General features: G+C 62.4%; 10 protein-coding genes and 1 pseudogene. 6 read left to right on the top strand and 5 right to left on the bottom strand.

From position 1 onward, the window contains the following. Positions 1 to 172: 172 nt before the first annotated feature. Entirely contained in the window at positions 173 to 2365 is a 2193-nt protein-coding gene (locus OKW41_RS15820; protein ID WP_429573101.1) for a hypothetical protein, read from the bottom strand. Positions 2366 to 3175: 810 nt separating this feature from the next. Here OKW41_RS15820 and OKW41_RS15815 point away from each other — a divergent pair. The 6 genes and pseudogenes from OKW41_RS15815 to OKW41_RS15790 form a co-directional block, all read left to right on the top strand. After that, the gene (locus OKW41_RS15815; RefSeq protein WP_429573100.1) at positions 3176 to 3508 is read left to right on the top strand and encodes a DUF2322 family protein; all 333 of its coding nucleotides are present in this window, start codon (positions 3176 to 3178) and stop codon (positions 3506 to 3508) included. Between the two features lie 247 nt (positions 3509 to 3755). After that, positions 3756 to 4046, top strand: coding sequence for a hypothetical protein (locus OKW41_RS15810; RefSeq protein ID WP_429573099.1), 291 nt, complete (start codon positions 3756 to 3758; stop codon positions 4044 to 4046). A gap of 50 nt (positions 4047 to 4096) precedes the next feature. Further along, complete coding sequence (locus OKW41_RS15805; RefSeq protein WP_167368704.1) at positions 4097 to 4240, top strand: hypothetical protein; 144 nt, start codon at positions 4097 to 4099, stop codon at positions 4238 to 4240. A 97-nt stretch (positions 4241 to 4337) separates the two neighbouring features. Next, positions 4338 to 4565 carry a hypothetical protein gene (locus OKW41_RS15800; protein WP_429573098.1) on the top strand — a complete coding sequence of 76 codons (228 nt, stop codon included), beginning with the start codon at positions 4338 to 4340 and terminating at the stop codon, positions 4563 to 4565. A 189-nt stretch (positions 4566 to 4754) separates the two neighbouring features. After that, positions 4755 to 5471 carry a peptidoglycan DD-metalloendopeptidase family protein gene (locus tag OKW41_RS15795; protein WP_429573097.1) on the top strand — a complete coding sequence of 239 codons (717 nt, stop codon included), beginning with the start codon at positions 4755 to 4757 and terminating at the stop codon, positions 5469 to 5471. Between the two features lie 647 nt (positions 5472 to 6118). Further along, positions 6119 to 6808, top strand: a pseudogene (locus OKW41_RS15790) (sterol desaturase family protein); the annotation flags it as partial. Between the two features lie 183 nt (positions 6809 to 6991). Here the strand turns inward: OKW41_RS15790 and OKW41_RS15785 are convergent. The 4 genes from OKW41_RS15785 to OKW41_RS15770 all read right to left on the bottom strand — a co-directional run bounded on the left by OKW41_RS15785 (position 6992) and on the right by OKW41_RS15770 (position 12958). After that, positions 6992 to 8137: an MFS transporter gene (locus tag OKW41_RS15785; RefSeq protein WP_429573096.1), complete on the bottom strand. Its 1146-nt coding sequence runs from the start codon at positions 8135 to 8137 to the stop codon at positions 6992 to 6994. Then, positions 8134 to 8928 (bottom strand): DeoR/GlpR family DNA-binding transcription regulator, encoded by a 795-nt coding sequence (locus tag OKW41_RS15780; RefSeq protein WP_429444049.1) that lies wholly within the window; start codon positions 8926 to 8928, stop codon positions 8134 to 8136. Before OKW41_RS15780 ends, OKW41_RS15785 begins: the two co-directional genes overlap by 4 nt. Positions 8929 to 9027: 99 nt before the next feature. After that, the gene (locus OKW41_RS15775) at positions 9028 to 10500 is read right to left on the bottom strand and encodes a PepSY-associated TM helix domain-containing protein (protein ID WP_429573095.1); all 1473 of its coding nucleotides are present in this window, start codon (positions 10498 to 10500) and stop codon (positions 9028 to 9030) included. A 70-nt stretch (positions 10501 to 10570) separates the two neighbouring features. Then, positions 10571 to 12958, bottom strand: a complete 2388-nt coding sequence (locus tag OKW41_RS15770; protein ID WP_429573094.1) for a TonB-dependent receptor — start codon at positions 12956 to 12958, stop codon at positions 10571 to 10573. Between the last annotated feature and the right edge of the window lie 38 nt (positions 12959 to 12996).

The raw sequence follows: 12996 nt of genomic DNA, 5'->3' as shown, positions 1-12996 counted from the left end.
TGACCCGCTGCATAACGGTATTCAGCGCCGCGCGCGCACTATCGAGAGGCCGCTTGCCTTCGCCGACTTCGCTCGCGAGGTTCAACTTGTGCTACCGGTATGGCTGCTACCCGTATCAACCATCGAACGAGGCCTTCCTCCCTGAAAACAGGAAGGAAGGCGCTTGCCGCTATCAGGCCGGATCGGCGTACTTCAGCGTCCACGTCAGCGTGCGGCTGGCGCCGCCAGTCAACGCGAACGGGTTGGTCGTACAGGCGAAGTTGGAGTGCAACTGTCCAATCGGCGTGGTCGACAGCGGGTTCGTCGCACCGTTCACCGTATCGAACTGCGACAGCGCGCAACTATCGAAACCCATGGCGGCGTAGTTCGTGGCGGGGCTATTCGTGTAGCTGACCGAGTAGCCGTCGCTATTCGCCGTCGTGTTCTGGAAGTCCGCGAACGACGTGTAGTCCGTTTCCACCGCGAGATTGCCCGTCAACGTGCCCGAGCTCAGCGTATCGGTGCGGGTGATCGAGCCCTTGGCGAACGTCATCACGGTGTGCACCTGCAGATCGAGATCCGTCGTGTACAACGCGTTCTTGGCCGCTTGCCTGAACTTCGCGGTGTCGAACGTGACGACCACCTGACCATTGGTTTCCTGCACGTTCAGATTCTTGTAGTACGTGACCGGGATATAGGTTTTGCCGTTGTACGTGACCTGCGGAATCATCAGCGCATAGCCGAGGTCAGTCGTGCCATACGCGAGATTGTCCGAGAACGGCGCCGGATAGTACGGCGTGTACGAGTTGTAGTCGGGCGCCTGGCTCAGGTTCAGGTTGATCACGCGCTTGCCGTCGCGCACCGTGATCAGCGCGGCGCTATACGGATGCGCGGTATCGCTCGGCTGGTTGTACCAGGTCAGCGTGTAGTGCGGGAACGCGTCGAGGTAAGACTGCATGTCGGTGTCGGACAGCGGCGCCTTGCCGTTGAAGCCGAGCTTGTCCCACCACGCGTTCACGTACATGTACTGATGCAGCAGGCTGAAGTTTTCGCCCATCACGCGCGGCTTGCCGCGATACGAATCGGTGCCGCGGCCCTTGACCCACATGTTGACGGACGGCGTCGGCAGCGTCGGGTCGTACCAGAAGTTGCTGAAGCGCAGAGCCGACTTGTAGATGTACGTATAGGCGACCTTCGTTTCCTGATCGGTCAGGACGCCGGCATTGGCCGCCGCGGTCAGCACTTCCATGAATGCCGAGTCGCCGTATGGGCCGATCGAGCGGCCATAGTTGAAGCCTTGGCCATGGGTATTGAGCTGCGGAAGAATCAGGTCGACCGATTTGCGCAGATACGACTTCAGTTCCGGCGTCAGGTTCGCCTGATTGCCCATTTCCAGCGTGCGCTCGGTCACTTCGCCGATCAGCAGCGTGCTGTATCGGTCGTAGCGCGCCTGGTCGTAATAGGTCGTGTGGGTGTTCGCCGCTTCGTCGGAGAAGCCGCCCGTCGAATCGTTGCGGATGTGCTTCGTCAGCGTGTACAGCAGCGCGTCGCGCGCGTTCATCGTAGCCACGGTCGCGTCGGTGGACGACGAGAACGTCGGATTGCTCCAGCCGAGCTTCTGCCTCAGCCCCGCGATGCCATACGACACCGCGTAGTAGTTCTGCGCGGTATTGAGCGACGCGACGTCGATCGGCGTGCCCGCGGCGGGGCAGGTGTCGGTCTTGCCGCTCGCATCCGCGCCGAACATGTCGCAGAAGGTCAGGCGTGCCTGCAGCGTCTTCAGCATCGCGTCGCTGAACACTTCGTTGAGCATGCCGTGCGACTGCAAATTGTTGAGCGCGACGAGATAGTAGTACTCGCCCCAGGACGTATTCGCATACGTGTAATTGGAGCCGGTCATCTGCGTCATCATCGCGGTCGTGATCTTCTGGTACGTCGCCAGATAATCGGCGTAGGCCGGATCGCCTTTCGTTTTCATGTCGATCAGGATCCACGACAAACCAAGCGCGAGCTTGCCGGGCAGGAATTTGTCGCCGGTGTTCGTATCGAGCACGTGGACCGGGCTGCCGTCGCCGAGATCCATCACCACCTGGGTGAAATCGGACGATTTTCTGATCAGATCGAACAGCGCTCGCATTTGCCCCATCATCGTGATCGGAACGCCCGCGCCGGTCGGCAAGCTGGTATCGGCCGCGCCGTAGACGATTCCGTGCAGCGAAATCGCGCCGTTTTTCGACGGATCGGGCGTGGGAGCCGGCGAGCTCGTGGACGGATTGCCGGCGGAAGAGGATGAAGCGTCATTCACACCGCCGCCGCAGGCGGTGAATAAAAGCGCGGTGGCAGCGCTGAGGGTAAAGGCAAGCGTGGTTTTCTTCGGGGAAAGCATTTCGTCTCCAGATTTTAATTGATTGAATATCTGATTAATTTTTTCAATATTGGATGATTATTTTTTGTGGCTCCTTTTCAAGAGTTGGTGATTTTAAAATAATCTGGCAGTCCGCCAGAAATAACGCCTCATGATTAAAACATCAGTCATCATATAACATAGATTGATGAGCACAGAGGCGCCTTACGCCGAGGAATGAATCATCCTCGTTGCTAGTCTTGCGATGGGCCATTTTCCTTATGCTGCCTGGCTGTCTCCCCAATCAAACGTCGCTGTGTTGCAGCATGGCGATTCCGGGCGCCGCTGGATTGCGTTACATAAATATTCTGTAAGTCATAGGAGATCATATCTCAAGGCTGTTTGCAAGAGGTCCAAAACGCGACCAGACTGTGATCTCGTTACTTGGGGCGGGGAATGGTTCGATTTTTCTCTGATTGATCTGCCTTTCCAGGTTTCGATTTTGAGGCTGATTTTATGTGTGATCCACATTGATTATCGATTTGGTTAATTTTGTCAAAGTTGGTTAGGTTGACGAAGCATTCCTCGTCGTGGAGCCGACGCATTGCTTTCGCCTCCATGCCGACTTCCTTCGAAAGTGATTACACGGTGGCCGAATTCGTGCGCGTTGTGCGTTTCAAGTTAAACGTTTTCTTTGATCTGTCGAGACCAGAATCCATGCGAAAAATTGCTAGGAATACCAGGTATCAGATGCGCGTTCCGATCCGTCGTGGCCACCAATTCGCCCGCTCGCCGCCCATCGGATAAGATACGGCCCGCCATGCATTTTTTAGAACGGAAGGAGTGGTTTCAATGATCGAACCGAGCAACGTTTTCAAGGAAAATCTCGCCAGAATGCCGGCGATCGACGGCATCGCACGCATCGATCTGGTCAATGGCAGCGGTACCGTGGTCGCTAGCATCGAGAACAAACCTGGCAAGCAGGGGTCGCTCGCGGTGTACAACTACCTGCGCGGCGCGTTCGGCACGCTCGACGCGAAGGCGGCCGAACACGGCCTCGCGCTGTTTGCCGAGCATACGGCCGACGCGCGCAACCGTCCGGGCGCGCATCCGAACGTCGATCACCTGCTGGCGATTGCCGCTGGCGGCGAGGCATTGCGCATCGATGTTGTTCCGGCAGTTTGAGGCCGCTCAAAGTCTTTTCCGCGCCGGCAAGGTAGACGTTTTCCTGCCGCTGCCGCGAATTCCAACGCCCCGGCGACGGGATTTGCGGCCCACCTGCGCTAATTGCTCCGTAAAAACCCTCGTTTTTCCCGAAGCCCCCGGATTGGCTTCAGATTCGGCTTCTGTTCGGTGAATTGAAACGCGGGGGGGCGGCGCACACTGGGTTCGTCCCGTCGCGTATATCGCGCTTTTCCGTCAGGAGCTCCGGATGTCTTCCCGTCACAACAAACCCCGCCGGTTCGACGCCGACCTGCCGGAACTCACCACCTCGGAACGGGATCAGCCGACGCCGGGGCCGGACGAGCCCGCGATGCGCGAACTGCAACGCGGTTCCGAAGCCATCGTGCGTCTCGCCACGCAGGCACACGCGGCCGTCGCCCGAAGCGACGAAGCCGGCGCGCAAGCCGCGCGCCAATCGCTCGAAACGCAGCTGACGTTCACGACCGCCCTGATCGATGAGCTGCTGTTCGGTGCGCCCGAGCGGTCCACGCTGCATTGACAGCCTGCGCGGCAGCATCACCGTACTATCCCGAAGTACCGGAAACTGACATGAGCGCTTTGACCGTCATTCTTTGCATCTGGGCCATGGTCGCGTTTTGCGCGGTCCTGTTCATCCGCGGCGCGAGTCCGCGCGTCGAACGTGAGGCGGAGCAGCCGCGTGCTCGTCCGTCGCGCTATTCGATCGCAGAGTAACGCGCACGACCAACAACGCGGAACCAACGGGGTAACATGAGGAGCGCCGGCGCCACTGCCGGCCGGCACCGACGATGTTCCCCACGGAGGTTCCCGTATGGACACACATTCGATTCTCGGCATGCTGCATGCCGAAGAGGCTTTGCTGGTCTCCATCGTGCGGTCGCTGCCCGACGATATCAAGCGCAGGATCGCCAACGACTTTCACGAGCAGGCGCAACTCGTCGAAAGCTCGCATCTGAATTCCACCACGAACCGCGAAACGAGCGACGCGTTCAAGGCCCATGTCCGACGGCTGTCGAACATGCTTGCTTCGTTGTCGTAACCCGGTCGCGCAACGGCGACCCCGACGTCTCGCTCCTGAGCAAGGACTCGACGCAGGCCGTTGCCCGCGTGCCGATACCGGCGTCGGCACCCGCACCGGTCGTGCCCGCTGCGCAAGCTCCCGCGTACACCGTGAGGGAAGCGCCGGTCGAGCGTACATTCGCGGCCGCCGCGCAGAGCATCGGCGTCGATGCGGGCCACCACAGCCATTCTGTCGCGCGCGTTTCACGATGAACTCGATCTGTCGCGAGATCTGCAACCTGGCGACCGCGTGAGCGCCGTATTCGACACCGGTAGCGACAACAGCAAAGACGCATCGCGCGAACCGCTCGCGGTGCGCATCATGCGAGGCTCGACCGCGCATGACGTGTTCCTTCAGAAAAATCTTCACGGCCAACCGGTCTACTACTCGAAAGACGGCGTCAGCCTAGGGCCTGCGTTCGAGCGCTATCCGCTCGACTTCACGCGCGTGTCGTCGGCTTTCTCGTTGCGCCGCTTCGATCCGGTGCTGCATCGTTGGCAAAGTCATGACGGTGTGGACCTTGCCGCGCCGGCCGGCACGCCCGTGCGTGCCACCGCGCGCGGCGTAATCCGCTTTATCGGCCGTCAGACCGGTTATGGCAACGTGGTCGTCATTCAGAACCCCACACCGTTTTCTACGACGTTCGCGCATCTGTCGCACTTCGCGAAAGGACTGCGCTCCGGCAGCCGCGTCATGCGCGATCAGGTGATCGGCTATGTCGGCAAGACCGGTTGGGCAACCGGACCGCATCTGCATTTCGAGGTCCACGTGAACGATGTGCCGCAGGATCCGCTCAAGGTTGACCTGCCGCAGAAGAGGTCGCTTGCCGCCGATGAATTACGGCAGTTCGAGTCGCGAGTCGCGCAATTGACCGCGCTGCTGTAAGCTGCTTGCCGTCTCAACTTTGCGACACGCCGGTCCGCATGATTCAGGCGCGCTTTCATCGCATGACGTGTCGGCATATTGACTGGTAAGGGTCGCAAACCTTGGTCCGTCAATGCGCGTTCGGGTATTCCCGCGCGCGTCGAACGACGTGTGCGAGCCAGCACGAAGGCGTCGGGGCATCCCCGCGGCGTCTCATTTCCGATGCATTGCGTGCGATCAGGCCCGCTTCGAAGTGCCCCGGCACGCATTTCTCCATACGTAGCAAGCCTTCATTCCAGCATGGCATAGCCATTGCAATGACGAATGCACAAGAACTACACATGTTGCAGCCGGGATTTCACGCAGTGAACAAATGCCGACGGCAGCAAAAGTCTTCGCGGTTCGCGCTCGGGGAGCTTGGCGCAACTTGCGAGATGCGGCGGGGCCAATACCAAACGGATGTCGACAAACAACGACGACGCGAGCGGACGATACGGCTGCATCTAACGTCCGCTCGCGATCGTGACGGCGTGAAGCGATGACCCCGCCATTTTTTTCCGTGCTTGCGGGTGAAGCCGAATTCGCGGCGGGCCCCCGCTAAAGGGCGCTTGCGCGCGGGCCGGCGGGCTGCGAAGATCACGCTAACGACCGCCGCATCCGGGAATTCCATGTTAGCGTCGAGCCCGTTTCCCGCATTGCTGCACCACGCGAGCCTGTGGCTGCAAGCCTATGCGCTCGTGCTGGTCATGATGGGCGTCGGTGCGTTGCTCGAGCGTCGCTGGCCAGCCGCATTGCTGCAATCGCGCGCGGGGCAGCGTCTGAACATGGCGTATGCGGGCCTGTATCTGGCGTTGGCGGAAGCTACGAAGCCGCTGACGGCTGCCGCGAGCGTCGCGATCGTCAATGCACTCGGCGGCGGGATGGTGGTGCTGGTGTCGCGCGGGTGGGGCGCGCTCGCTTCGTTCGTGATCGTGCTGCTGACGATCGATTTCCTCGAATACGCGTTTCATCGCTTGCAGCACACATGGCCCATCCTGTGGAAGCTGCATTCGCTGCACCATAGCGCGGTGGATTTCAACGTGACGATCACGTTGCGGCATCATTGGATAGAAGTGCTGCTCAAGGGCTGCCTGCTTTATCCGCTCGTCGGCGTACTGTTCAAGGTCGAGCCGTGGATCGTCGGTGCGACCTCGATCGTGTTCATGTTCGGCAACTATTTCGCGCATCTGAATCTGCGCGTGGACCTTGGCCGCTACGTCACGTGGGTCAACAATCCGCAGTATCACCGGCTTCATCACTCGATTCGCGCCGAGCATTTCAATCACAACTTCACGCAGCTATTGCCGATGTGGGATCACGTGTTCGGCACGCGTTGGGTGCCCGCGAAACACGAGTGGCCCGCCACTGGTCTCGACGTTGGTACGCAGCCGAGCTCGCTGCTCGGCGCGTTCAGCTGGCCATTGGGTCAGCATGCGGCGCGCGATGCGTTACCCGTTCGCAAGCCGCTTGCCGTGCTCGACAAGAAAGCGAAATAACGCTGGCTACGCGGGTTGCGCGGCGCGCACCGCCTTGCCGCCCAGCAGCGACACGATCAGCGTGGCCATCACGAGCACGCCCAGCGCCGCGCGCAGGCCGAGCACGCCGGCACCGAAACCAATCAGCGGCGGCCCGACCAGAAAGCCCGCATAGCCGAACGTGGCCGCCATCGACACGCCGATCGCCGGCGTCGCGCTCGAGCGACCCGCCGCGCTGAAAATCACCGGAACGATATTCGCGAGACCGATGCCGACCATCGCGAAGCCGACGCACGCGGTCAGCACCGTCGGCAAGCTCAGCACGAGCGCGAGTCCGGCGAGCGCGATCAGACCGCCGAGCGCGACGACCTTGCTCGAACCGAAGCGCCGCACCGATGCATCGCCGGCGATCCGGCAGGCCGCCATCGAAAACGCGAACGCGGAGTAGCCGATCGCGGCGACGCTCGCTTCCTGGTTCAACGTGGAGCGCAGGTACACCGCGCTCCAGTCGGCCACCGCGCCTTCGACGAGCATGCACATGAACGCGAGCAGCGCCAGTTTCATCACGCTGCTGTCGGGCCATGCGAAGCCGCTTGACGCGGTGGCCGCGCGCGGACCGATATCGCGCAACGCAAACGACGCGGCGAAAATGATCAGGGCCGCGATGAACAGATCGGGCGCGAACAGCCCGCCCACGACGCCGACGCCGCTTTTCTGCAGCATCGCGCCGCTCGCCGCGCCAAGCAGGCCGCCCGCGCTCCACGCGGCATGAAACGACGACATGATCGGCGCGCGCCAGCGTGTTTCGATCGCGCTCGCATGTCCGTTCATCGACACGTCGAGCGCGCCGTTCGACGCGCCAAGCGCAAACAGCACCACACACAACGTCAGCATGCCCGGCGCGAGCGCGGGCAACGGCAGCGCGATCGCGAATGCCGCGCCGAGCAGCGCGGTCGCGCGGCCGCTGCCGAGGCGCGGCGCGAGCTGTCCCGCGAGCGGCATCGCAACGATGGCGCCGAGCGCGAAGCAGAACAGCGCGATGCCGAGCGAGGTGTCGCTGAGCGCCAGGCTTTCCTTGATGCGCGGCACCTCGACCGCCCATGCACCGATGCCGAAACCGTTGGCGAGAAAGACGGCGAGCGTCGCGATGCGTTCCCTGACGAGTGAGTTCATGGGCGTGCCGCCATCACGTTATCGCAGACGGCCTGGAGGCTCGCGACACGCGCGTCCGGCACGTCCGCTTCGACGAACAGATAATCGACGGCCGAAACAGGCGCTACCGCGAACGGCGCCGCTGTCATGAGCTTTTCCGAGGTCAGTGCGATGGCGATCTGGCTACTCGCTTTGACCATCGCGCGTTTCAGTTCGGCGTCCTCTGCGTCGAATACGGCGACGCCTTCGTCGGGGTCGAAGGCGCAGGCGCCGAGAAAACAGAGGTCCGCGCGGATCTGCTGGATCTGCAGCAGCGCGGTCGCGCCGAGCGAGCCCGCCGCGCCGCCGGCGATGCGGCCGCCGATCAGGATCACGTCGATACCCGGGCGGTTCAGCAGCCGCGCGCAGGCCTCGGGCGAATTCGTGACTACGGTCAGGCCGGCGTTGTCGGGCAGCGCCGACGCGATCGCGACGTTCGTCGTGCCCGCGTCGAGCAGCACGATCTGCTTCGGACGAACGATCGATACGGCCGCCGCGGCAAGGCGTGCCTTGCGATCGACGGCCTCATGCATGCGCAGCGCCGCGGGTTTGTCGGCGGGCGACATCAGTAGCGCACCGCCGTACACGCGCTTGCAGTGCCCCTGATCCGCGAGATCGCGCAGATGACGGCGCACGGTGTGCTCGGAGATCTGTAGCTCGGCGGCCAGTTCGGTCGCGAGCACGCGACCATGCGTGCGCAATCGCTCCAGAATCAGTGCTTCGCGCTGCTCGGGCAGTAGCCCGTTGATTGCATCTTCCCGGGTGCGCTGCATGGGTCTCGTCTCCGTTTCGGTGTGAATCGATCATAAGCGAGCAAAATATATCGTAAACGCTCGTGAGACACAAGCGGTGCGCCCCGGCTCATCTTGATCTCACGCCACGCCGTGCGGTTCGGGTCGTGAGTCACGGCCGAAAACCAGCCGGTCGAGCAGCCACACCGCGACGAGCGTTGCGCCCATCAGCGGGAAAACGACGCCAAGAAGCGCGAGGCCGGTTTTCCAGCCACGCATCGGCGGCGCGGCGCGCTCGCGCGACGGCGCGCCGAGCGAGCGTTGCGGCCGACGTTTCCACCACATCACGAAGCCGGTCACAGCGAGCGCGCCAAGACCGAGCGAAATGGCCGCGCACAGTATCTGATTCGCGACGCCGAAGTAGCGACCCATATGCAGCGAGGTGCCGTACGACACGGCCTTCGCGATCGCGCCGTAATCGCCGTAGCGAATGTCCTTCAGGATCGCGCCGCTGTATTGGTCGACGTACAGCGTGCGTTCGTCTTTGGGATTCGCGGGGAACCAGGAAAGCGTGTAGACGCCGGCTGCGGAGTTCGGCAGCACGATGCTGTAGCCGTCCGCGATACCGAGCGACGCGGCGAGCGCGACGATATGGCCGAGCGACAGAGGCTGCGCCGCGTCGGTGACCGCGGAAGAGGGCACGCTCGCGTTGCCCGCGGCCCACGGCGTCAGCGGCAACGGCAGGTCGTCCATGACCATGCCGGGCATCGAGTCCATGTCGGCGTGCGTGGCATGCGCGACCGTGGCGCTCGCGTGGTCCGGGTGGTCCGAGTGCGTTCCCGGCACGATGGAGCGCAACGGCAAACCGCCCCACGCGCCCGGCGGAGCGCCAAGCTTCGTCGCGGTCGCGAACGCCTTGAACTGCTTGCCCCACGAGCCGGTCCACGGCAGCCCCGTCAATACGAACGCAAGTGCGCCAAGCGCGAGCCAGATGCCGATCACCGCGTGAAAACTTTTCCATAGCGGACGTCCTTTCAGCGCCAGGCGCGGCAGCAGCACAGCGCGCGTGGTCGTTTTGCCGCGCGGCCACCATAGTGCGACGCCGGTGCCGATCATCACGAGCGTCCAGCATGCGGCCAGTTCCATCAGCAGTTCGCCGGGCTTGCCGAGCAGCAGCTTGCGATGAAGCATGCGATCCACCTGCATCAAGCGATGCTCGACGCTCAGCGTGCCCAGCACATCGCCGCTATACGGATTCAGATAGACGCTCTGCTGCGTGCCGTCCGCGAGACGAAATACGAATTCCGCGCTGCGTTGCGGATCGCGCGTGATCACGGCGGTCGTCGCGATCGAGCCGGGCGGCATCGCCGCGCGCGCTTTCGCGAGCAGCGCGTTGTCGGCCAGCCTCGGGACGGCTTGCGGTGCGACGACCAGTTGCTGTCGATAAAGCAGCGGCTCGATCTGCGGCTGAAAGCAATACAGCGTGCCGGTGATGGCGAGCACGAGTAGAAAAGGCATCACGAAGAGGCCCGCATAAAAATGCCAGCGCCACAGTGTTTTATAGCCTGGATATGCGGGGCCGCTCGTTGCGGCAGCGGTTTGAGTCGTGGACATGAAATCCTCGTCGGGCAAATGGGGCGATGGTTCGTGTGCGACAAGCGGTTTGCCGCGTCTTGCGTCAGGCCTAGATATGCAGCTTCGCTTCGACATAAAACGTGCGGCCCGGATATGGGTGGTAGACGAAGTAGCGCGCGTCGAACAGGTTGTCGACGCCGATGCCGAGTTCGCTGAGCTTCGTCGGCTTGAACGTGAACTTCGCGTCGGCGACCGTGTAGGTGCTGGCGCCGCCGAACACGTTGGGGTTCGTGTCGGTATTCGTCAGCGTGTTGTACTGACGACCCGAGTAACGCGCGGCGAGCGTCAGCGCCGCGCGCGCGTCGAAGTGATACGTCGCGGCAAGATTCGCGCGCCACAGCGGAATGCGGTAGAAGTACTTGCCGACCGAGGCCGGATTCCGTGCGTTCTCGAGGATCTTCGACTGCGTGTACGCGACGCTCGCGAGCAGATCGAGCCCGCGCACGAACACGTCCTCGCCCGAATAGCTTGCTTCGACGCCGCGCGAGCGAACCTTGCCGATGTTCTGGAAGTTCGTCACGTTCGGAATCATGGTGGTGTCGGTCTGACTGAAGATCGTGTTCTTCACGTCGTCCTGAAACAGCGAGAAGCGGAACACGCCATTCCAATGCGCCCATTCGGCGCTCAGCTCTTTCGACAGATCGTCTTCGGGCTGCAAATATGGATTGTTGTTGACGATCGCGGAGCCATTGATTTGCCCCTGGAACAGTTCGCTCGCGGTCGGAAAGCGATACGCGCGAGCGATCGACGCGCGCAAAGTCAGCTCGTCGCTGACATCGAACGATAACGACGCCTTCGGCGAAAGGTGGCGCTGGCTGGCATCGCTGTACGCGATCGTCGTGCCGGGCAGCGACTGTGCGCCATCGTAGGCTTGCCAGTCTTCATAGCGCACGCCATAGACGAGCTTCCAGCGCGGCAGAAAGCGCCACGCGTCCTGCGCATAAAGAGCTTGCGTCTGCGTCTTGCCGGTGAACGCGTTGGCGAACGAGGTCGCGTCGCCGTCGCGCCAGTCCTGCGTGTTGTAGGTCTGGTTGTCGACGAAGTAGTTGTCGTAGTGGTAGCCGACGCTCAGTGCGTGATTGGCCAGTCCTGGCTGGTTCGTCGCGGGCGTATAGGTGCCGCGCAGGTCCAGCGTCTTCCAGCCGGTGCCGTCGTTGAACAGCACGGTGCCGGGGCCATTGCCCGGGCCGCCGGCATTCGCGGTGCGTGCGACGCCATTGCCGATGTCGTAATACGAGGCGATCGCCTCGCCGTTCCAGCCGGTCGCGTTGCGCGTTTTCAGCGACACGCCGTAGAGCCAGTTCTCGCTGTGCCCGACACCCGGCGCGAACGCGGCCACCGGAATCGCGTAGTGGTAACCGTTGATCGATACGTTGCCGCTGTACACGGGGTTGCCGGCCGCGTCGCGCAGGAACGTCGATGTTTCGCTGTTGTACGTCTGGTGCCAGTAGCCGAGCGTGAAGCCGCCCTGCAGCGTCGGCGTGAAGTCGTACTGCATCTTCAGCTTGAACTGGTCCTGCACCGTGTGCTCGATGCCTTCGCCGTTCACACCGAGCACGGCCGTCGGCGCATTGGTCTGGTTGTTGTAGAAATAGGCGCCGGTGACGGGCGTGTCGCCGGCCTTGGCGGGCGTGGTCGAATGCGCGAGTGTTGCGAATTGCAGCGGCTGACTCGTGTTCTCGAGATGATTGACGCCGAGCAGGTACGAGAACTTGCCGATCCGATCGCCGATCGACGCGCTCGCTTCACTGCCGTTGAAGCTCTGGTTCACGCCGAACAGGCTGAAGTGCTGCGTGAATGCCTTCACGTCGGCGTTGGCCTCGAACTGCTTGGGCATGCGCGTGCTGATCAGCACGGTCGCGCCGAGCGAATTGCCCGGATACAGCGCGGAAAACGGCCCGTAGATTACGTCGACCTGCTGGATTTCGTCGGGATACACCATCGACCAGCGCGGCGGAAACGAATAGCTATTGCCAAGCAGGTTGCTCAGCAGCAAACCGTCCGCATAGACGAGGCCGCGCGCGCTCTGCGTATTGCTGGTGCCGCGCACCGCGATGATCGAATTCAGATCGCCGGTAAAGCGCTTGCGTACCGCCAGGTTCGGCATGTACTTGAGCACGTCCTCGGTGTTGACGACGTTCCAGTTCGCGAACTGATCGCGCGTCACGGTTTCGACGGAGGCGGGCAGGCTCGGGTCGACGGCGCGCGGTGCGGCGCTCGTGCTTGCGCTCGCATTGACGCTGACGGCGGGCAGCGTCGCGTCGGTGATTGCGTCGGCGGCCTGCGCGGATGTTGCGACGAAAGCCGGCACGAAAGCCGGCGCGAAGGCAGGCATGAGCGCGGGCCAAAGAACGAAACGACGAACCGCGCGATGAGCGGAAAAGACAGCGTCACGACGGACGCAAAAAGACAGCCTTCGCAGCGCGAAGTTGAACATGAGCGTTTCCTCGATGCATTGAACAGGCGATCGCAGGC

Origin of the sequence: Paraburkholderia sp. UCT70 (assembly GCF_050434085.1) — a bacterium.
Taxonomy (GTDB): domain Bacteria; phylum Pseudomonadota; class Gammaproteobacteria; order Burkholderiales; family Burkholderiaceae; genus Paraburkholderia; species Paraburkholderia tuberum.
This window is presented reverse-complemented; position numbering and strand designations above follow the sequence as displayed.

Coding starts and splice junctions, on each gene's coding strand:
- OKW41_RS15785 (WP_429573096.1), bottom strand. CDS start 8,137: ATGAACTCACTCGTCAGGGAACGCATCGCGACGCTCGCCGTCTTTCTC.
- OKW41_RS15805 (WP_167368704.1), top strand. CDS start 4,097: ATGAGCGCTTTGACCGTCATTCTTTGCATCTGGGCCATGGTCGCGTTT.
- OKW41_RS15810 (WP_429573099.1), top strand. CDS start 3,756: ATGTCTTCCCGTCACAACAAACCCCGCCGGTTCGACGCCGACCTGCCG.
- OKW41_RS15820 (WP_429573101.1), bottom strand. CDS start 2,365: ATGCTTTCCCCGAAGAAAACCACGCTTGCCTTTACCCTCAGCGCTGCC.
- OKW41_RS15775 (WP_429573095.1), bottom strand. CDS start 10,500: ATGTCCACGACTCAAACCGCTGCCGCAACGAGCGGCCCCGCATATCCA.
- OKW41_RS15800 (WP_429573098.1), top strand. CDS start 4,338: ATGGACACACATTCGATTCTCGGCATGCTGCATGCCGAAGAGGCTTTG.
- OKW41_RS15795 (WP_429573097.1), top strand. CDS start 4,755: ATGCGGGCCACCACAGCCATTCTGTCGCGCGCGTTTCACGATGAACTC.
- OKW41_RS15780 (WP_429444049.1), bottom strand. CDS start 8,928: ATGCAGCGCACCCGGGAAGATGCAATCAACGGGCTACTGCCCGAGCAG.
- OKW41_RS15815 (WP_429573100.1), top strand. CDS start 3,176: ATGATCGAACCGAGCAACGTTTTCAAGGAAAATCTCGCCAGAATGCCG.
- OKW41_RS15770 (WP_429573094.1), bottom strand. CDS start 12,958: ATGTTCAACTTCGCGCTGCGAAGGCTGTCTTTTTGCGTCCGTCGTGAC.